The sequence below is a fragment of the Sphingomonas bisphenolicum genome (genome assembly GCF_024349785.1).
Classification (GTDB): domain Bacteria; phylum Pseudomonadota; class Alphaproteobacteria; order Sphingomonadales; family Sphingomonadaceae; genus Sphingobium; species Sphingobium bisphenolicum.
On record NZ_AP018817.1, the window covers coordinates 1,064,742 to 1,082,616 of the forward strand.

General features: G+C 63.0%; 22 protein-coding genes and 1 pseudogene. 20 read left to right on the plus strand and 3 right to left on the minus strand.

The annotated features are described in order from the left end of the window. Positions 1-882: pseudogene (locus SBA_RS05260) on the plus strand (YifB family Mg chelatase-like AAA ATPase); the annotation flags it as partial. Positions 883-1,036: 154 nt separating this feature from the next. After that, complete coding sequence (locus tag SBA_RS05265) at positions 1,037-1,603, plus strand: hypothetical protein (RefSeq protein ID WP_261936139.1); 567 nt, start codon at positions 1,037-1,039, stop codon at positions 1,601-1,603. Positions 1,604-2,037: 434 nt separating this feature from the next. Here the strand turns inward: SBA_RS05265 and SBA_RS05270 are convergent, their stop codons facing one another. The 3 genes from SBA_RS05270 to SBA_RS05280 all read right to left on the minus strand — a co-directional run bounded on the left by SBA_RS05270 (position 2,038) and on the right by SBA_RS05280 (position 6,038). Next, a complete protein-coding gene (locus SBA_RS05270) occupies positions 2,038-2,421 on the minus strand; it encodes a bactofilin family protein (protein WP_261936140.1) in 384 nt (127 codons plus the stop codon). After that, complete coding sequence (locus SBA_RS05275) at positions 2,402-3,583, minus strand: M23 family metallopeptidase (protein WP_261936141.1); 1,182 nt, start codon at positions 3,581-3,583, stop codon at positions 2,402-2,404. The genes SBA_RS05270 and SBA_RS05275 overlap by 20 nt, the downstream gene beginning before the upstream one ends. Positions 3,584-3,743: 160 nt before the next feature. Next, positions 3,744-6,038 (minus strand): putative bifunctional diguanylate cyclase/phosphodiesterase, encoded by a 2,295-nt coding sequence (locus SBA_RS05280; protein WP_261936142.1) that lies wholly within the window; start codon positions 6,036-6,038, stop codon positions 3,744-3,746. A gap of 352 nt (positions 6,039-6,390) precedes the next feature. Here SBA_RS05280 and rpsL point away from each other — a divergent pair, with 352 nt between their 5' ends. From rpsL to rplE, 18 genes are all read left to right on the plus strand, one after another. Then, positions 6,391-6,762, plus strand: a complete 372-nt coding sequence (gene rpsL / locus SBA_RS05285) for a 30S ribosomal protein S12 (protein ID WP_004208728.1) — start codon at positions 6,391-6,393, stop codon at positions 6,760-6,762. 15 nt (positions 6,763-6,777) lie between these two features. After that, positions 6,778-7,248, plus strand: a complete 471-nt coding sequence (gene rpsG / locus SBA_RS05290) for a 30S ribosomal protein S7 (RefSeq protein WP_224550570.1) — start codon at positions 6,778-6,780, stop codon at positions 7,246-7,248. Between the two features lie 163 nt (positions 7,249-7,411). Next, positions 7,412-9,484: an elongation factor G gene (gene fusA, locus SBA_RS05295; RefSeq protein ID WP_224550569.1), complete on the plus strand. Its 2,073-nt coding sequence runs from the start codon at positions 7,412-7,414 to the stop codon at positions 9,482-9,484. A 137-nt stretch (positions 9,485-9,621) separates the two neighbouring features. After that, the gene (gene tuf / locus SBA_RS05300) at positions 9,622-10,812 is read left to right on the plus strand and encodes an elongation factor Tu (RefSeq protein ID WP_066606490.1); all 1,191 of its coding nucleotides are present in this window, start codon (positions 9,622-9,624) and stop codon (positions 10,810-10,812) included. Positions 10,813-11,021: 209 nt separating this feature from the next. Continuing rightward, positions 11,022-11,330 (plus strand): 30S ribosomal protein S10, encoded by a 309-nt coding sequence (gene rpsJ / locus SBA_RS05305; RefSeq protein WP_007686587.1) that lies wholly within the window; start codon positions 11,022-11,024, stop codon positions 11,328-11,330. A 270-nt stretch (positions 11,331-11,600) separates the two neighbouring features. After that, positions 11,601-12,356 (plus strand): 50S ribosomal protein L3, encoded by a 756-nt coding sequence (gene rplC / locus SBA_RS05310; RefSeq protein WP_224550597.1) that lies wholly within the window; start codon positions 11,601-11,603, stop codon positions 12,354-12,356. A gap of 3 nt (positions 12,357-12,359) precedes the next feature. After that, positions 12,360-12,983 carry a 50S ribosomal protein L4 gene (rplD, locus tag SBA_RS05315; RefSeq protein WP_224550568.1) on the plus strand — a complete coding sequence of 208 codons (624 nt, stop codon included), beginning with the start codon at positions 12,360-12,362 and terminating at the stop codon, positions 12,981-12,983. Next, entirely contained in the window at positions 12,976-13,293 is a 318-nt protein-coding gene (locus SBA_RS05320; protein WP_224550567.1) for a 50S ribosomal protein L23, read from the plus strand. The genes rplD and SBA_RS05320 overlap by 8 nt, the downstream gene beginning before the upstream one ends. Before the next feature lies 1 nt (position 13,294). Further along, positions 13,295-14,131, plus strand: a complete 837-nt coding sequence (gene rplB / locus SBA_RS05325) for a 50S ribosomal protein L2 (RefSeq protein ID WP_224550566.1) — start codon at positions 13,295-13,297, stop codon at positions 14,129-14,131. A 5-nt stretch (positions 14,132-14,136) separates the two neighbouring features. Beyond that, positions 14,137-14,412 carry a 30S ribosomal protein S19 gene (gene rpsS, locus SBA_RS05330; RefSeq protein WP_007707899.1) on the plus strand — a complete coding sequence of 92 codons (276 nt, stop codon included), beginning with the start codon at positions 14,137-14,139 and terminating at the stop codon, positions 14,410-14,412. Beyond that, positions 14,412-14,798: a 50S ribosomal protein L22 gene (gene rplV / locus SBA_RS05335; RefSeq protein WP_224550565.1), complete on the plus strand. Its 387-nt coding sequence runs from the start codon at positions 14,412-14,414 to the stop codon at positions 14,796-14,798. Before rpsS ends, rplV begins: the two co-directional genes overlap by 1 nt. Positions 14,799-14,802: 4 nt before the next feature. Next, complete coding sequence (rpsC, locus tag SBA_RS05340) at positions 14,803-15,498, plus strand: 30S ribosomal protein S3 (RefSeq protein ID WP_224550564.1); 696 nt, start codon at positions 14,803-14,805, stop codon at positions 15,496-15,498. A 21-nt stretch (positions 15,499-15,519) separates the two neighbouring features. Next, positions 15,520-15,951, plus strand: a complete 432-nt coding sequence (gene rplP / locus SBA_RS05345) for a 50S ribosomal protein L16 (RefSeq protein WP_261936143.1) — start codon at positions 15,520-15,522, stop codon at positions 15,949-15,951. A gap of 4 nt (positions 15,952-15,955) precedes the next feature. After that, positions 15,956-16,159 (plus strand): 50S ribosomal protein L29, encoded by a 204-nt coding sequence (gene rpmC / locus SBA_RS05350; protein WP_056691689.1) that lies wholly within the window; start codon positions 15,956-15,958, stop codon positions 16,157-16,159. 12 nt (positions 16,160-16,171) lie between these two features. Continuing rightward, positions 16,172-16,435 (plus strand): 30S ribosomal protein S17, encoded by a 264-nt coding sequence (gene rpsQ, locus SBA_RS05355; protein WP_006960320.1) that lies wholly within the window; start codon positions 16,172-16,174, stop codon positions 16,433-16,435. 167 nt (positions 16,436-16,602) lie between these two features. Next, on the plus strand, positions 16,603-16,971 hold the full coding sequence (gene rplN / locus SBA_RS05360; protein WP_056691686.1) for a 50S ribosomal protein L14: 369 nt from the start codon (positions 16,603-16,605) through the stop codon (positions 16,969-16,971). After that, on the plus strand, positions 16,971-17,282 hold the full coding sequence (gene rplX / locus SBA_RS05365) for a 50S ribosomal protein L24 (RefSeq protein WP_261936144.1): 312 nt from the start codon (positions 16,971-16,973) through the stop codon (positions 17,280-17,282). The genes rplN and rplX overlap by 1 nt, the downstream gene beginning before the upstream one ends. Then, positions 17,282-17,857, plus strand: a complete 576-nt coding sequence (rplE, locus tag SBA_RS05370) for a 50S ribosomal protein L5 (RefSeq protein WP_224550562.1) — start codon at positions 17,282-17,284, stop codon at positions 17,855-17,857. The genes rplX and rplE overlap by 1 nt, the downstream gene beginning before the upstream one ends. The last annotated feature ends 18 nt before the right edge of the window (positions 17,858-17,875 follow it).

Here is a 17,875-nt window from a genome sequence, read left to right on the forward strand (position 1 = left end):
CACAACCTGCTCATGGTCGGGCCGCCGGGCGCAGGCAAATCGCTGATGGCGAGTTGCCTGCCGGGCATATTGCCTGAGATGACGCCTTCCGAGGCGCTGGAAAGCTCCATGGTGGCGAGCGTCGCCGGGACGCTGGAGGGTGGACGGATCAGTCGGGCGCGGCCGTTTCGCAACCCGCATCACAGCGCGTCGATGGCGGCTTTGGTCGGCGGCGGGCTGAAGGCGCGGCCGGGCGAGGTCAGCATGGCGCATCTGGGCGTGCTGTTTCTGGACGAGTTGCCGGAGTTCCAGCGGACAGTGCTCGATTCGCTGCGCCAGCCGCTGGAGACAGGCGAGGTCACGGTGGCGCGGGCGAACGCGCATGTGACCTTTCCTGCGCGGGTGCAGCTCATTGCGGCGATGAACCCGTGTCGCTGCGGCCATCTGGGCGATCCGGCGCTGGCCTGTTCGCGCGCGCCACGATGCGCGGCGGATTATCAGGCCAAGGTGTCCGGGCCATTATTGGATCGCATCGACCTGCATGTCGAGGTGCAGGCGGTGACGGCCGCCGATCTGGTGCTGCCACCGCCCGCCGAAGGATCCGCTGAGGTCGCGGCGCGGGTCGCGGTGGCCCGCCGCGTCCAGACGGCGCGCTATGCCGGGAGTAAGGTGCGTACTAATGCCGAGGTGGATGGCGAGCGGCTGGAGGAGGTCGCCGGGCCGGACGAGGCCGGGCGACAGTTGCTGGCGCAGGCGGCCGCGGCGATGAAGCTGTCGGCACGGGGCTATACGCGGGTGCTGCGCGTGGCCCGCACGATCGCCGACCTGGCGGGCGCGGAGCGGGTCGGGCGGGTGCATGTGGCGGAGGCGCTGAGCTATCGGCGACGGGCGCCAGTGAATTGAGGGGGCGTGTGGCAGTTAACGACTTGGTGCCGCTTATGCGTTGCCTTAGCGAGAAGACTGTACGCCTGAGAGTTGAAGGTGATATTCTAGAAGTTTATGTCGAATAGTGCGTCGTGACGAAGTTCGCGAATGCTGGTGAGATCAGGGGCGTTCAATGCTACGATTTATTGCCTACGCTGCGTTGGCGATCGGTTCATTCTATGGGGCTGCGGCCGAAGCTGAAGATCTCTACGCGGCGTATCCTAATGCAAAAGATGAATTTTCAAAATGGGCTATCTGTCGCGCAGGTTATGTCGGTCAGCACTTTCAAGAAAAAATATCGGAGGCGCTTGTTGCTGAGCATTCTGCGGATGCATGTTTGGCTGAAGGTCAGGCATTATCTGTAAAGATTATTCAAGCAAAAGGCGATCCCTCTGTTTTTATAAGAAAAGTTGATGCTGTTGTGCGAGCAAAGGTCGCTCAGCTTAGGCAACGCGGATTGCCTACCACTCCTTCGGGAGAATGGGCCAGATGCGTAACAACAAAATGGAAACCTCCTGCCTCACGTGCGGGTGCCGATGCGGCTTTGAATGCCGCCTACTTTGAGTGTGACGCCGAAGAAGGAAAATTGCGAGCTTACGTTAAGCTTGGGGCCGGAGATGCAGAGGTGCCACGAGTGATCGGAGCCTTAAAGGACGGCATGAGGAATCAGCTTTTGCTCTTGCTGGAGAAGAGCCAGTAGTTTTTCAGCGATCGTGGAAGTCCGCTTTTCAAATTAAAATGGGTCAAATCTGCTTTTTCACCACCTATCTAAGTTGGAAATGCGCCTCTTCAAGGCAGCGGCTGAACGCTGACCAGCGTGTAGAGGCCGATCAGGAGGCCGCTGCCGGTGAAGGCGAGCAGGAAACGGCGGATGTCGGGCCAGAAGTCGGGACGTTCCATGGCGCACCTCTTCCTATTGGGGATGACGGTGCGGGGCGTAGGACCGTGGCCGCGGCGGGGCCAGTGACAAATATGGTTAGGGTGGAAGCGCTTCCCCTCGACCGTTCGCCCTGAGCGTAGTCGAAGGGCCACACTGAGCGTTAGCGAAGTGCCTTCACTGCGTTCAGGCAAGGGCTTCGACTTCGCTCAGCCCGAACGGAGGAGGGGTAATGCCCCCTTGTTCTCAGTGCGGATTCAACCCGCGCTGTCGTTGGCGATCAGCTTCAACTCGGCGGCGGGGGCGTCGCTGTCCCTGGGGCGGAAGCGGCCTTCGATGCGGCTGCCCGGTTCGATGGTGATGCGTTCATAGACGACGTCGCCGGTGATCCGGGCGCTGCTTTCGACCACCAGTTCGCCCGCGGCGATCGACCCGTCGACCAGGCCGGCGAGGCGGGCGCTTTGCGCGGTGACATGGCCGGTGATGCGGCTGTCCGGCCCCTGCACCAGGGCGGCGCAGCTTATGTCGCCCTCGATGGTGCCATCGACATGCAGGTCGACCGACGCGGCGAGGTTGCCGGTGATCGTCACGTCGCCGCCGATCAGCGAGAAGGGGATGGACTTACCCCCGGTCGCGGACATCGGCGAAGCGGGCCGTGGCGATTTGCTGGACTTGGAGAACATCTTTGCGGGCCTCCAGGAAAGGGCGGGGATTGACGGCCTGGCCGTTCAGCCGGACCTCGAAATGGAGATGGGTGCCGGTCGAACGGCCGGTCGATCCCATCCGGGCGATGGTGTCGCCGCGCGCGACCTTCTGGCCGACGCGGGCGGAAAAACCGGACAGGTGGGCGTAGCGGGTCATGATGCCATTGCCATGTTCGACCTCGACGACATTGCCATAGCCCTGGCGCTGGCCGACATAGCTGACCTTGCCGTCGGCGGCGGCGGTGATCGGCTGGCCGTAGCGGCCGGGAAAGTCGAGGCCGGCATGGAAGGCGGCATGGCCGTTGAACGGGTCGCGACGGTATCCATAGGAGCTGGTCAGCATCGGCGATCCGGTCGGGCGGCCTGAGGGAATCGTGAGCAGGCTGCGTTCCAGAAATTCCATGCGCGACATGGCGTCGGCCAGATTTTCCAGTTCGTCGGTCAGCGCGCCCTTGTCGCCCTTCCATGGGACGAAGGGGCCACCCTGGGCGCGGGCGGCGCTGCGGGCGAGATTGTCGGGGTTGAGGCCGAAGCTGCGGATCGCGGCGGCGGCCTTGTCCGCGCGGCGCTCGACTGCGGCGGTCAGCAGGGTGGCGAATTGACGCTGGCGCGCTTCCAGCCGGACCAGCGGTGCGGCTTCGGGCGCCAGGCTGATCTTGGCGGTCAGCGCGTCGGATTTTTCCGCCCTGGTCGGGGCGGCCATGTCGCTGCCCGCGGACTTATCGTCCTGATCGCCGAAATGGGTCTTGTAAAGGTCGTCCATGAAGTCCTGGCGGGCTTCGAGATCCTGCGCCAGATCCTCGACCGACTTGCGATAGCCCTCGACCTTGGTGGCGGCAGTGGCGACCGAGCGGCCCTGCTGCGCCAGCGCGGCGCGTTCCTGCGCGACCGATGCGCTGCCGGCGAGCATCGACAGAGTCATGCCGCCCCAGCCGAGCAGCGCGGCGGACGTCACGCCGATCGCGGCAAGCTGCGCGCGGCGGGAGATGCGGAGGAATTTCACCTGGCCGCCGGAACGGAGGAATATCTCCCGTTCCGGGCATAGGGCGAGCAGCCGTTCCCGGAGGGGAGCGACCCCCTTCTTCTTCTGATGCGACAATGCGACCCCGACTCTTATATAGCGAGGGGGCCGGTAGCAAAGCTTTGCCTTTCGCGCGAATCCGTCGTTGCGGAGTCGTGACGAGTCGAGCGATCGATGCGGCGAAATGATCGGTCTGGCTTTTTGTTCCCTGCTTCGGTCGATTATTTGCGGATTTATTTCAGCTCTGGCGGAATTGATCCTGCCGGCCGAGCATGGCTTCGACATCCGCGGCGCGGATGGCGGCGCTGAAATGATAGCCCTGCCCCATATGGCACCCGCCGGCCCGCAGATAGTCCACTTGCTGCTGGTTCTCCACGCCTTCCGCCACGGTACGGATGCCCAGGCTATAGGCCAGGTTCAGCACGGTGCGGACGATGGCGGCGTCGTCCGGGTCGGTTTCGAGGTCGCGGACGAAGCGCTGGTCGATCTTGATGACGTCGATCGGGAATTGCTTGAGGTGCGACAGCGACGCATAGCCGGTGCCGAAATCGTCCAGGGCGATGGCGACGCCCGCGTCGCTCAGCCGTTGCAGCAGGCGTCCCACCCGGTCGGCATTGCGCCCCAGAAATACCGATTCGGTTACTTCCAGCTCGATGATCGAGGGCGGAAGATCGGCGTCCGCCAGGCGGCGCAGCAGGCGGTCGGCGAAATCATCGTCGTTGAGGTCGGCGCCCGACACGTTGAAGGCGACATGGCCGAAGGGCAGGCCGGCGTCGCGCCAGCGGCGGCAGTCGGCCAGGATGCCGTCGATCATCTGCGCGGTGATGGCGGGGCCGAGTTCGGGATGTTCGAAGGCGGCCGCGATGTCGGCGGGCATGATGACCGCGCCGGCGGTCGTGGGGCAGCGGAACAGGGCTTCAAATCCCACCGGCGCGCCAGTGGCGAGATCGATTTTGGGCTGATACCACGGGCAGGGGCGTTCCTGCGCCAGAATGTGCCGCGCCCGGTCGAGCATGGTCGCCTCGCGCTCCCAATTGGCGAGCAGCGCCGGCTCGAACAGGGTCGCGCGCCCGCGCCCGCTATTCTTGGCGTGGTAGAGGGCGATGTCGGCATGTTTGACCAGCGCGGTGACATCGCCGCCATGGTCCGGGAAGAGCGCCACGCCGATGCTGACCCGCGCCTCGATCGGCCGGCCGCGATAGCTGAGCGGCGCATGGAGATGATCGGTGATGCGCGCCAGGATCGGCATCAAGGCGTCGATGTCGCGCAGGCGGGTCAGCAATACGGCAAATTCGTCGCCGCCCATGCGCGCCACCAGGTCGCCCGGTCGCAGCGCCAGGCGCAGGCGGTCCGCTACGGCGCAGAGCAGCGCGTCGCCCGCATCATGCCCCGCGGTATCGTTGACCCGCTTGAATTCGTCCAGATCGATCAGCAAGATCGCCGATTGGGCCGAATCCACCAGTCGGCTGGCCGGGCCGCTCGTCGCCTGGGTCACCGCCGCCATGAAATGGGCGCGGTTGGCAAGGCCGGTCAGTGCGTCGGTCATGGCCAGCCGCTCGAGATGTTGTTCGGCTTCCTTGCGTTCGGTGATGTCCACCACGCTGGTCACGATGCAGGGCGTGTCGTCGACGACGATCGGGCGCGAGGACAGCAATGTGTCGCGAATCTGTCCGTCCGCCCGGCGCAGGCGGCATTCGAAATTGTCGACGCGCTCCTCCCGCTGCAACATCCCGAACAGCAGGTTGCGGATCGGCAGGTCGACATAGGTCTGCTCGACATGCGCAAGGGGGATGTCGCTGCCGGCGGCAAAGGCGTCCTGCGCGGCCTGGTTCAGGCGCAGGATGCTGCCGTCGTGCCGGGTGACGAGCAGAGGGATGGGCACGGCCATGAACATCCGCTCCAGCGCGTCGAGGCTGTTGGCCAGTGCCGCCTGCGCCGCCTGCGCCAGTCGGCCGGCCGTCCATTCCTGCCGTTGCAGCCGGTTGTGCCGGGTGATGGCCATCCACATGCCGCAATGCAGGATCAGCATCGCCAGGACCATGCCGATCGCTGTCTGGCTATGCGGCGCAGGGGCAAGATAGCCGGTCAGCATCGCGGCCGCGCAGGCCAGGCCGCCGCCGGCATTGCCGCGGAAGCTGGTGGGCACGACGAGGTAGAAGACGAGCGGCAGCATGACCAGCACGAAGAGGGCAATGTCGCTGCGCGAACTGACGAGCAGCGCCACGCCGATGGCGGTGATCCCCTGCCACAGGAAGCAGAGTCGCTCCAGCGCGGAGAAGCTGCGGGTGTAGCGCCACAGGGCGAGGCACAGCAGCGACCCTGCGACGACGGCGAGGCGGGCGGGAATGGCGACCCAGAAATGGGGGGTGCCGGCAAAGCGCCAGTCGCTGATCAGGAAGATGGCGTTCAGCAGTGCCGACAGGGCGAACAAGGTTCTGGCATGGCGGCGGGTTTCGGGGAGTCGTTCGGCCTGAAACGCCGATTCCCGGTCGGGATCGCGAAACTCGCCGGTGAAAGGGGATAATATCGTCACGTCGCGTCCAGGCTGAGCGGGCCGTCATCATAGGACTGTTAAGGTTATCAATTTACTAAGTGCCTGAAAAAGCGTGTACCTGAAAAGCGCCGATCGCCGCCTCCGCTGCTCGCTTGACCGGCCGGGCGTCGATGGCTATAGGCGCGGCTGCCCAGCGGCCTTGCCGTGCGAAGACTCGTCTCCTCGCGTCATATCAACTGGGCGACACTAGAGCTGAACATTACCGGGTGCTCTTGCGGCTCCAGGGGGCTTATGCCCACCGGGGCCTTTGCCGTTTGGACGAATCAGTCCTCCAGGCGGTGCGAGACGCGGGGATGCCCAGGTAAAGTAACTGAAAAAGGTGAAGGGCTTCATGCCAACAATCAACCAGCTGGTCCGCAAGGGCCGCGAGCTGCAGAAGACCAAGAGCAAGGTCCCTGCAATGGATGCAAACCCGCAGAAGCGCGGCGTTTGCACCCGCGTCTATACGACGACCCCGAAGAAGCCGAACTCGGCGCTTCGCAAGGTGGCCAAGGTTCGCCTGGTCAACCAGCGCGAAGTCATCACCTATATTCCGGGTGAAGGCCATAACCTGCAGGAGCACAGCGTCGTGCTGATCCGCGGTGGCCGTGTGCGAGATCTTCCGGGCGTGCGCTACCACGTTCTTCGCGGCGTTCTGGATACCCAGGGCGTCAAGGATCGCAAGCAGAGCCGTTCGAAGTACGGCGCGAAGCGTCCGAAGTAAGGGGAGAACAATAATATGTCACGTCGTCGTCGCCCCGAAAAGCGCATCATCCTGCCCGATCCCAAATATGGCGATCAGGTTCTGTCCAAGTTCATGAACAGCATCATGCAGGACGGCAAGAAGGCCGTTGCTGAATCGATCGTCTATGGCGCTCTCGAAACCGTCGAGACCCGCGCCAAGAAGGATCCGATCGGCCTGTTCCATGACGCGCTGAACAATGTGAAGCCCGGCATCGAAGTCCGCAGCCGCCGCGTCGGCGGTGCGACCTATCAGGTTCCTGTCGAAGTCCGCCCCGAGCGGTCGCAGGCCCTGGCGATCCGCTGGCTGATCACCGCAGCGCGCAACCGCAGCGAAACCACGATGGCCGCGCGCCTGTCGGGTGAGTTGCTGGACGCCGCCAACAACCGCGGCAATGCCGTGAAGAAGCGCGAAGACACGCACCGCATGGCGGAAGCGAACCGCGCCTTCTCGCACTATCGCTGGTAACAATGATGAACGGGAAGGTCGCCGCAGGGTGTCCGTCCCGTTTTTCGCTCTAAAAATCCATCCGTTCGTCGTGGGTCTACCCATGGCGAACGGATTGGTTTAGGGGCCACGCCCAGATCAAACGAATCCCCAACCGCCGGCGCACCGGCAACGGAGAAGCATCATGGCCCGCAGCCATCCGCTCGAGAAGTATCGCAATTTCGGTATCATGGCGCATATCGACGCCGGCAAGACCACCACGACCGAGCGTATCCTTTACTACACCGGCAAGTCCTACAAGATCGGCGAAGTCCATGACGGCGCCGCCACGATGGACTGGATGGAGCAGGAGCAGGAGCGTGGGATCACCATCACGTCGGCTGCGACCACGTGCATCTGGAACGATCACCGCCTGAACATCATCGACACCCCCGGTCACGTCGACTTCACCATCGAAGTCGAACGTTCGCTGCGCGTGCTGGACGGCGCGGTCGCCGCGTTCGACGGCGTTGCCGGCGTTGAGCCGCAGTCGGAAACCGTGTGGCGCCAGGCGGACAAGTACAAGGTTCCGCGGATGTGCTTCATCAACAAGCTCGACCGCACCGGCGCCAATTTCTATTATTGCGTGCAGACGATCATCGATCGCCTGGGTGCGATCCCGGCCGTCCTCTATCTCCCCATCGGTGCGGAGAGCGAGTTCAAGGGCCTGGTCGACCTGGTCGAAAATCGCGCCATCATCTGGAAGGATGAGAATCTGGGCGCCGAATTCTCCTATGAAGAGATTCCGGCCGACCTCGCCGACAAGGCTGCCGAATATCGCGAAAAGCTGATCGAACTCGCCGTCGAACAGGACGACGAGGCGATGGAAGCCTATCTCGAAGGCAATCTGCCCGACACCGCGACGCTCAAGGCGCTGATCCGCAAGGGTACGCTGAACCAGTCGTTCGTGCCGGTGCTGTGCGGCTCGGCGTTCAAGAACAAGGGCGTTCAGCCCCTGCTCGACGCCGTCGTGGACTATCTGCCTTCGCCGCTCGACATCGAAGACGTGCAGGGCATCAATCCCGACACCGACGAACCCGACAGCCGCGCGACCGCGGACGACGCGCCCTTCTCGGGTCTGGCGTTCAAGATCATGAACGATCCGTTCGTCGGCTCGCTGACCTTCCTGCGCGTCTATTCGGGCACCCTGACCAAGGGCACTTATCTGAACTCGGTCAAGGACAAGAAGGAAAAGATCGGTCGTATGCTGCTGATGCATGCGAACAGCCGTGAAGACATCGACGCGGCCTATGCCGGCGACATCGTTGCGCTGGCGGGCATGAAGGAAACCACCACCGGGGATACGCTGTGCGCCGAGCGCAAGCCGATCATCCTGGAGCGGATGGAATTCCCCGAGCCGGTCATCGAACTGTCGGTGGAACCCAAGACCAAGGCCGACCAGGAAAAGATGGGCGTCGCGCTCAACCGCCTGGCCGCCGAAGATCCGTCCTTCCGCGTCTCGACCGATCACGAATCGGGCCAGACCATCATCAAGGGCATGGGCGAGCTTCACCTCGAAATCCTGGTCGACCGCATGAAGCGCGAGTTCAAGGTCGAGGCGAATGTCGGTGCGCCGCAGGTGGCCTATCGCGAATATCTCAAGAAGGCCGTCGACGTCGACTACACCCACAAGAAGCAGTCGGGCGGCACCGGCCAGTTCGGCCGCATCAAGGTGAAGGTCACGCCGGGCGAGCGCGGCGCGGGCATCATCTTCAAGGACGAGATCAAGGGCGGTAATATTCCCAAGGAATATATCCCGGCGATCGAGAAGGGTATGCGCGAAACCGCGGCGACCGGTTCGCTGATCGGCTTCCCGATCATCGATTTCGAAATCAACCTGTATGACGGCGCCTATCATGACGTCGACTCGTCGGCTCTGGCGTTCGAAATCACCGGCCGTGCTGCGATGCGCGAAGTCGCGCAGAAGTCGGGCATCACGCTGCTCGAACCGGTCATGAAGGTCGAAGTCGTCACCCCGGAAGAATATCTGGGCGACGTCATCGGCGACATGAACAGCCGTCGCGGCCAGATCCAGGGCACCGATACGCGCGGCAACGCGCAGGTGGTCGAGGCGATGGTTCCGCTGGCCAACATGTTCGGCTATGTGAACTCGCTGCGTTCGTTCACTCAGGGGCGTGCGAACTATTCGATGATCTTCTCGCACTATGACGAAGTGCCGCAGAATGTGGCGGATGAAGTCAAGGCGAAGATGGCCTGATGACTTTCCCGTGCCGAGCCGTGCGAACGGCTCGGTTAGGGGCTGGTAATCTGTAAATTTGCTGCTATGGACGCGCCTTCGCGAGGCGCGGCCGAGCGGTCAGACCCAAGCTGATTTTGATTAGAAGGTAGGATAAAATGGCTAAGGCTAAGTTTGAGCGGAACAAGCCGCACTGCAACATCGGCACCATCGGTCACGTCGACCATGGCAAGACCTCGCTGACCGCAGCGATCACCAAGGTGCTGGCCGAGACCGGCGGCGCGACCTTCACGTCGTACGACAACATCGACAAGGCGCCTGAAGAGCGCGAGCGCGGCATCACCATTTCGACCGCCCACGTCGAATATGAGACCGAAGCCCGTCACTATGCGCACGTCGACTGCCCGGGTCACGCTGACTACGTCAAGAACATGATCACCGGTGCCGCCCAGATGGACGGCGCGATCCTGGTGGTGTCGGCCACCGACGGCCCGATGCCCCAGACCCGCGAGCACATCCTGCTCGCCCGTCAGGTCGGCGTGCCGCAGCTTGTCGTGTTCATGAACAAGGTCGACCTGGTCGACGACGCCGAAATCCTCGAGCTGGTCGAGCTGGAAATCCGCGAACTGCTCAGCAGCTACGATTTCGACGGCGACAACATCCCCGTCATCCCCGGTTCGGCCGTTGCCGCGCTGCAGGACAAGACGCCTGAAATCGGCCATGACGCCGTTCTGGCGCTGATGGCGGCCGTCGACAGCTGGATCCCGCAGCCCGAGCGTCCGGTCGACAAGCCCTTCCTGATGCCGATCGAAGACGTGTTCTCGATCTCGGGTCGCGGCACCGTCGTCACCGGCCGTGTCGAAACCGGCATCATCAAGGTTGGTGAAGAAGTCGAGATCGTCGGCCTCAAGGACACCACCAAGACGACCGTCACCGGTGTGGAAATGTTCCGCAAGCTGCTCGACGAAGGTCGTGCAGGCGACAATATCGGCGCCCTGGTGCGCGGCACGAAGCGTGAAGACGTGGAGCGTGGTCAGGTTCTGGCGAAGCCCGGCACCATCACCCCGCACACCGAGTTCGATGCCGAAGTGTACGTCCTGTCGAAGGAAGAAGGCGGCCGTCACACCCCGTTCTTCGCCAACTATCGTCCGCAGTTCTACTTCCGCACCACGGACGTGACCGGCGAAGTGATCCTCCCCGAGGGCACCGAGATGGTCATGCCTGGCGACAACGTGAAGCTCGGCGTGAAGCTGATCGCCCCGATCGCCATGGACGCCGGCCTGCGCTTCGCGATCCGCGAAGGCGGCCGCACCGTCGGCGCAGGGGTTGTCGGCACGATCTCGAAGTAATATAGGACCGCAGCGGCGCGAATCACCCGATTCGTGCCGCTGAGGATTTTAACCGCCCCGGATCGCCTTTCTCCGGCTCGCAAGAGCTAGAAGGGCAGTTTGCGGGGCGGATATTTTTTGGTTGGCGCATTTTCACAAATCATCGGCTGCTCCGGCTGATTTTTGAAAATGCTCTACGTTTTTGGCTCTTTCGCATCGGTACAGGAACTATGGACAGCAACATCCGCATCCGCCTCAAGGCGTTCGATCATCGCGTGCTTGATCAGGCGACCGGCGACATCGCCGACACCGCCCGCCGCACCGGCGCCCTTATTCGCGGTCCCATTCCCCTTCCGACGCGCATCGAAAAGTTCACGGTCAACCGTGGTCCGCACATCGACAAGAAGTCGCGCGAGCAGTTCGAGGTCCGCACCTACAAGCGTATGCTTGACATTGTGCAGCCGACGCCGCAGACGGTCGACGCGCTGATGAAGCTGGACCTGGCTGCCGGCGTGAACGTCGAGATCAAGCTGGCCTAAGCCGGCAAGTCCCTGCTTTCTGAAAAGAGAGCAGGGTATCGGGCATTTCGGGAAACCGGAAGCTCACACGACACAAGGGATACCGCACAGCACTGGGCAACCAGCGGGTCTGTGGTTCTGGTCCCCCGTCGCTATTCCCGAGCAGGGGGTGGCATCCAACCCGGACGGGGTGATCTATACATTGGGTTGGGCCGCGAAGCAGAGATGCTGAGCGGTTTTTTCGTTGGATACGCCCGTTGCTAAGACGGGCCTCTATGGGAGTAATCAGTGATGCGCACAGGCGTGATCGCTAAGAAAGTCGGGATGACCCGTCTGTTCCAAGAGGACGGACGCCATATCCCGGTTACGGTTTTGGCCCTTGAGGGCAATCAGGTCGTGGCCCGCAAGGATGTCGACAGCGACGGCTATGTCGCCGTCCAGCTCGGCGCCGGTGTCGCCAAGGTGAAGAATGTCGCCAAGCCGCAGCGTGGCCACTTCGCCAAGGCGCAGGTCGAGCCGAAGGCTCGCCTGGTCGAATTCCGCGTCGCCGAGGATGCGCTCCTCGACGTCGGCGCTGAAATCGCCGCAGACCATTTCATCGACGGCCAGCTGGTCGACGTGTCGGGTCACACGCAGGGCAAGGGCTTTGCCGGTGCGATGAAGCGTTGGGGCTTCGGCGGTATGCGCGCCACCCACGGCGTGTCCATCAGCCACCGTGCGCATGGTTCGACCGGTAACCGCCAGGATCCGGGCCGCGTCTTCAAGAACAAGAAGATGGCCGGCCATATGGGCGACCGCGAGCGGACCCAGCAGAATCTCGAAATCGTCCGCACGGACGTCGAGCGTGGCCTGATCTTCGTCAAGGGCAGCGTTCCGGGCGCCAAGGGCACCTGGCTGACCATCAAGGACTCGGTCAAGGTTCCCCGTCCGGCCGACGTGCCGTACCCCGCCAGCCTGAAGAAGGCTGACAACAGCAATGACGCTCCGGCGAACACCCCGGCGGAAGACGCCGCGGCGCCTGAAGCGACCGAAGGCCAGGAGGGCTAAACCATGAAGGTCAAGGTACAGACCCTCGACGCAGCGGAAGCTGGCGATCTGGAGCTTAACGATGCCGTGTTCGGTGTCGAGCCCCGCGCCGACATCCTGCACCGCGTCGTCACCTGGCAGCTCGAAAAGCGTCGCGGCACCGCCCGCGGCACCCGCGAGCGTAGCGATGTTGCCCGCACCGGCAAGAAGTTCGGCCGCCAGAAGGGCGGCGGCACCGCCCGTCACGGCGATCGCCGCGCGCCGGTGTTCATCGGTGGTGGTAAGGCGCACGGCGCCCGCGTCCGCGACTTCAACCCCTCGCTGAACAAGAAGGTTCGCGCGCTGGGTCTGAAGATGGCGCTGTCGTCGAAGGTCAAGAGCGGCACGCTCACGATCATCGACAGCCTGGACGTCGCCGAAGGCAAGACCAAGGCGCTGGTCGCCAGCCTCGCCAAGCTGAACCTCACCAAGGTGCTGTTCATCGACGGCGACGCGGTCAACGTCAGCTTCGCGAAGGCTTCGGCGAACATCATCGGCGTGGACCTGCTCCCTGCCGTTGGCGCCAATGTCTATGACATCCTGAAAGCCGACTCGCTGGTGCTCACCCGCGCCGCGGTCGAAAAGCTGGAGGCCCGTTTCAATGGCTAAAAAGCAAGCCGGGACCGTCGACAACCGTCATTATGACGTGGTTGTCGCCCCCCACATCACCGAGAAGTCGACTCTTCTCAGCGAAAACAACGCCGTGGTCTTCAAGGTGGCGGGCGATGCCTCAAAGCCTGAGATCAAGGCCGCTGTCGAAGCGATCTGGGGTGTGGACGTCAAGAGCGTCAACACGCTGGTCACGAAGGGCAAGACGAAGCGCTGGAAGGGCAAGCCCTACAAGCGTTCGGACGTGAAGAAGGCGATCGTCCGCCTGGCCGAAGGCCAGTCGATCGACATCACCGAGGGAGTCCGCTGAGATGGCTCTGAAGCATTATAACCCGACCAGCCCGGCCCGCCGCGGCCTGATCCTGGTCGACAAGTCCAGCCTGCACAAGGGCAAGCCCGTCAAGGCGCTGACCGAAGGCAAGCGCAAGACCGGCGGCCGCAACAACAAGGGTCATGTGACCTCGCGCGGCATCGGTGGCGGTCATAAGCAGCGCTATCGCATCATCGACTTCAAGCGCCGCTTGTGGGATGTCGAAGGTACGGTCGAGCGTCTGGAATATGACCCCAACCGCACCGCCTTCATCGCGCTGGTCAACTATCCCGACGGCACCCAGAACTATATTCTGGCGCCGCAGCGTCTTGCCCCCGGTGACAAGGTCATCGCCGGCAAGAAGACCGACGTGAAGCCGGGCAACGCGATGGAACTGGGTCAGATGCCGGTCGGCACGATCATCCACAACATCGAGATGAAGCCGGGCAAGGGCGGCCAGCTCTGCCGGTCTGCGGGCACCTACGCCCAGCTCGTCGGTCGCGATCGCGGCATGGTGATGGTGCGTCTGTCCTCGGGCGAGCAGCGCTACATCCGTTCGGATTGCATGGGCACCATCGGCGCCGTCAGCAACCCGGACAATGGCAACACCAACCTCGCCAAGGCTGGCCGCAACCGTTGGAACGGCATCCGCCCGCTGACGCGCGGCGTCGCCAAGAACCCGGTCGATCACCCCCATGGCGGTGGTGAAGGCCGCACCTCGGGCGGCCGTCATCCGGTTACGCCATGGGGCAAGCCGACCAAGGGTGCGCGCACCCGCCACAACAAGGCGACGGACAAGATGATTATCCGTAGCCGCCATGCGAAGAAGAAGAGGTAAGCGAGATGGCTCGTTCCGTCTGGAAAGGTCCTTTCGTGGACCTCAGCCTTCTGAAGAAGGCGGAAACCGCGCAGGACGCGGGTGGCCGTGCGCCGATCAAGACCTGGTCGCGCCGTTCCACCATCCTGCCGCAGTTCGTTGGCCTGACGTTCAACGTCTATAACGGCCGCAAGCATGTTCCGGTCTCCGTGAACGAGGATATGGTGGGTCATAAGCTGGGCGAATTCGCCCCGACCCGCTTCTTCCCCGGCCACGCCGCCGACAAGAAGGGCAAGCGCTGATGAGCAAGGAAAAGGCTCCCCGTCGCGTCGCCGACAATGAGGCGCTGGCCGTTGGCACGCAGATCCGTGGTTCGGCCCAGAAGCTGAACCTGGTCGCCACGCTCATCCGCGGCCGCAAGGTCGAGGACGCGCTGAACATCCTCGCCTTCTCCAAGAAGGCGATGGCGGTCGACGTGCGCAAGGTGCTGGCTTCGGCCATCGCCAACGCGGAAAACAACCACAATCTCGACGTCGATTCGCTGGTCGTCGCGGAAGCATCGGTGGGCAAGAGCTTCACCCTGAAGCGCTTCCACGCGCGCGGCCGCGGCAAGTCGACCCGGATCCTCAAGCCCTTCAGCCGCGTGCGCATTGTCGTGCGTGAAGCTGGCGAAGAAGCGGAGGCGTAAGCACATGGGCCACAAGAGCAATCCGATCGGTCTGCGTCTGCAGATCAACCGCACCTGGGACAGCCGCTGGTTCGCCGAAGGCGCCGACTATGGTCGCCTGCTGCTGGAGGATCTCAAGATCCGCCAGTTCATCTTCAAGACCCTGCCGCAGGCCGCGATCTCCAAGGTCGTGATCGAGCGTCCGGCCAAGCTGTGCCGCGTGTCGATCTACGCCGCCCGTCCGGGCGTCATCATCGGCAAGAAGGGCGCGGACATCGAAAAGCTTCGCAAGAAGCTGGGCGCGCTGACCTCGTCCGACGTGTCGCTGAACATCGTCGAGATTCGCAAGCCGGAAATCGATAGCAAGCTCGTCGCACAGGGCATCGCCGACCAGCTCGAACGCCGCGTGGCGTTCCGCCGGGCGATGAAGCGTGCGGTGCAGTCGGCCCTGCGTCTGGGCGCCGAAGGCATCAAGATCACCTGCGGCGGCCGTCTGGGCGGCGCGGAGATCGCGCGCGTCGAATGGTATCGCGAAGGCCGCGTTCCGCTGCATACGCTGCGTGCGAACGTCGACTATGCCGAAGCCACGGCACACACCGCCTATGGCGTGTGCGGCATCAAGGTCTGGATCTTCAAGGGCGAAATCCTTGGTCACGATCCGATGGCCACCGACCGGCTGATGCTGGAGGCTCAGACCTCCGGCGTGCGCCCGGCGCGCTGAAGATAAGAAGGTAATAGCGTCATGCTGCAACCGAAGAAAATGAAGTTCCGCAAGACCTTCAAGGGTCGGATCAAGGGCGATGCCAAGGGTGGCTCGGCCCTGAACTTCGGCTCCTATGGTCTCAAGGCCATGGAACCCGAGCGCGTCACCGCACGCCAGATCGAAGCGGCTCGCCGCGCGATCACCCGCCACATCCGCCGTCAGGGCCGGTTGTGGATCCGCGTGTTCCCCGACGTGCCGGTTTCCAAGAAGCCTGCCGAAGTCCGTCAGGGCAAGGGCAAGGGTTCGGTCGAATATTGGGCCGCCCGCGTCAAGCCGGGTCGCATCCTGTTCGAACTGGACGGCGTGCCCGGTCCGCTCGCAGCAGAGGCCTTCTCGCGCGCCGCGATGAAGCTGCCCATCAAGACCAAGGTCGTCGCCCGCCTCGGCGACACCTCGCATCTGGAGGGTTAAGCACATGGCGAATGTTGCAGACCTGAAGACCAAGACGGACGACGAACTGTCGACCGAACTGAACAACCTGAAGCGCGAGCAGTTCAATCTGCGTTTCCAGGCGGCCACCAACCAGCTGGAAAAGCCCAGCCGCGTCAAGGAAGTCCGTCGGTCGATCGCGCAGATCAAGACCCTGCAGACGGAGCGTAACAGCTCCGCCGCGAAGTAAAGGAAACACACGATGCCCAAGCGCGTGCTGACGGGAACGGTGGTTTCCGACAAGACCGACAAGACGGTGGTGGTTCGTGTAGAGCGCAAGGTTAAGCATGCGCTCTACGGCAAGATCATCCGCCGTTCGAAGAAGTACCATGCCCATGACGAGGGCAATGTCTACAAGGAAGGCGAGACGGTCCGAATCGAAGAGACCGCCCCGATTTCCAAGCTCAAGACCTGGAAGGTGATCGAGCGCGTGGACACCCACAAGTCGCCGGAAACGGCGGCCTGAGGGACGGCTCGCTGAGCCTTCGGTGAAAAATGCGGCGCGGGGCTGGCCTTTTCCTTCGGAAAGGGTTACAGGCCCGCGCTTCGCGTAGAGTCACCGAGCTCTAGGCAGATGAATTCGGAACCGCCGGGAATTGCCCCGGTAGGCCAAATAAGAAGGAACCGGATCCAATGATCCAGATGCAATCCAATCTTGACGTCGCTGATAACAGCGGCGCCAAGCGCGTCCAGTGCATCAAGGTGCTGGGCGGCTCGAAGCGTCGCTTCGCTGGCGTGGGCGACATCATCGTCGTCTCGATCAAGGAAGCTGCGCCGCGTGGCAAGGTGAAGAAGGGTGACGTGCATCGCGCCGTCATCGTGCGTACCGCCAAGGATATCCGCCGTGCAGACGGTTCGGTCATCCGTTTCGACGGCAACGCCGCTGTGCTGATCAACAAGAACGAGGAGCCGATCGGCACCCGTATCTTTGGCCCGGTCGTTCGCGAGCTGCGCGCCAAGAAGCACATGAAGATCATCAGCCTTGCTCCCGAGGTGCTGTAATGAGCGCTGCTAAGATCAAGAAGGGCGACAAGATCGTCGTCCTGGCTGGCAAGGACAAGGGCCGTACCGGCGCCGTCCTGCAGGTGATGCCCAAGGACGACAAGGTTCTTGTCGAAGGCATCAACGTGCATGCCAAGCATCGCAAGCCCGACCAGGCGAATCCGCAGGGTGGCATCGAGCGCAAGCCTGCGCCGCTGCACATTTCGAACGTCGCTGTCGCCGACAAGGATGGCAAGCCGACCCGCGTCCGTTTCGAGGACCGCGACGGCAAGAAGGTCCGCGTCGCCGTCAAGTCCGGTGAGGTGCTGTAATGGCCGACAAATATATCCCGCGCTCCAAGGCGCAGTATGACGCTGAAATCGCCAAGGCGATGACCGAGAAGTTCGGTTACAAGAACGTCATGGAAGTCCCCAAGATCGACAAGATCACGCTCAACATGGGCGTGGGCGAAGCGACCCAGGACAAGAAGAAGGTCACGCAGGCCGCCGAGGAAATGGAACTGATCGCCGGCCAGAAGCCGGTCATCACCAAGGCGAAAAAGTCGATCGCGCAGTTCAAGCTGCGTGAAGGCATGCCGATCGGTGCCAAGGTCACACTGCGCCGCGAGCGCATGTATGAATTCCTTGACCGCATGATCAATATCGCGCTGCCCCGCGTGCGCGACTTCCGTGGTCTCAACCCGAAGAGCTTCGACGGCCGTGGCAATTATGCCTTCGGCATCAAGGAGCAGATCATCTTCCCCGAGATCAGCTATGACCGCGTCGACAAGGTGCGCGGCATGGACATCATCGTCACCACCACCGCGAAGACGGACGACGAAGCGCGCGAACTGCTGCGCCTCTTCGGCTTCCCCTTCCCGCAGGAAGAAGAGAAGCAGGCGGCCTGATAAGGCCCCGCTTCTCTC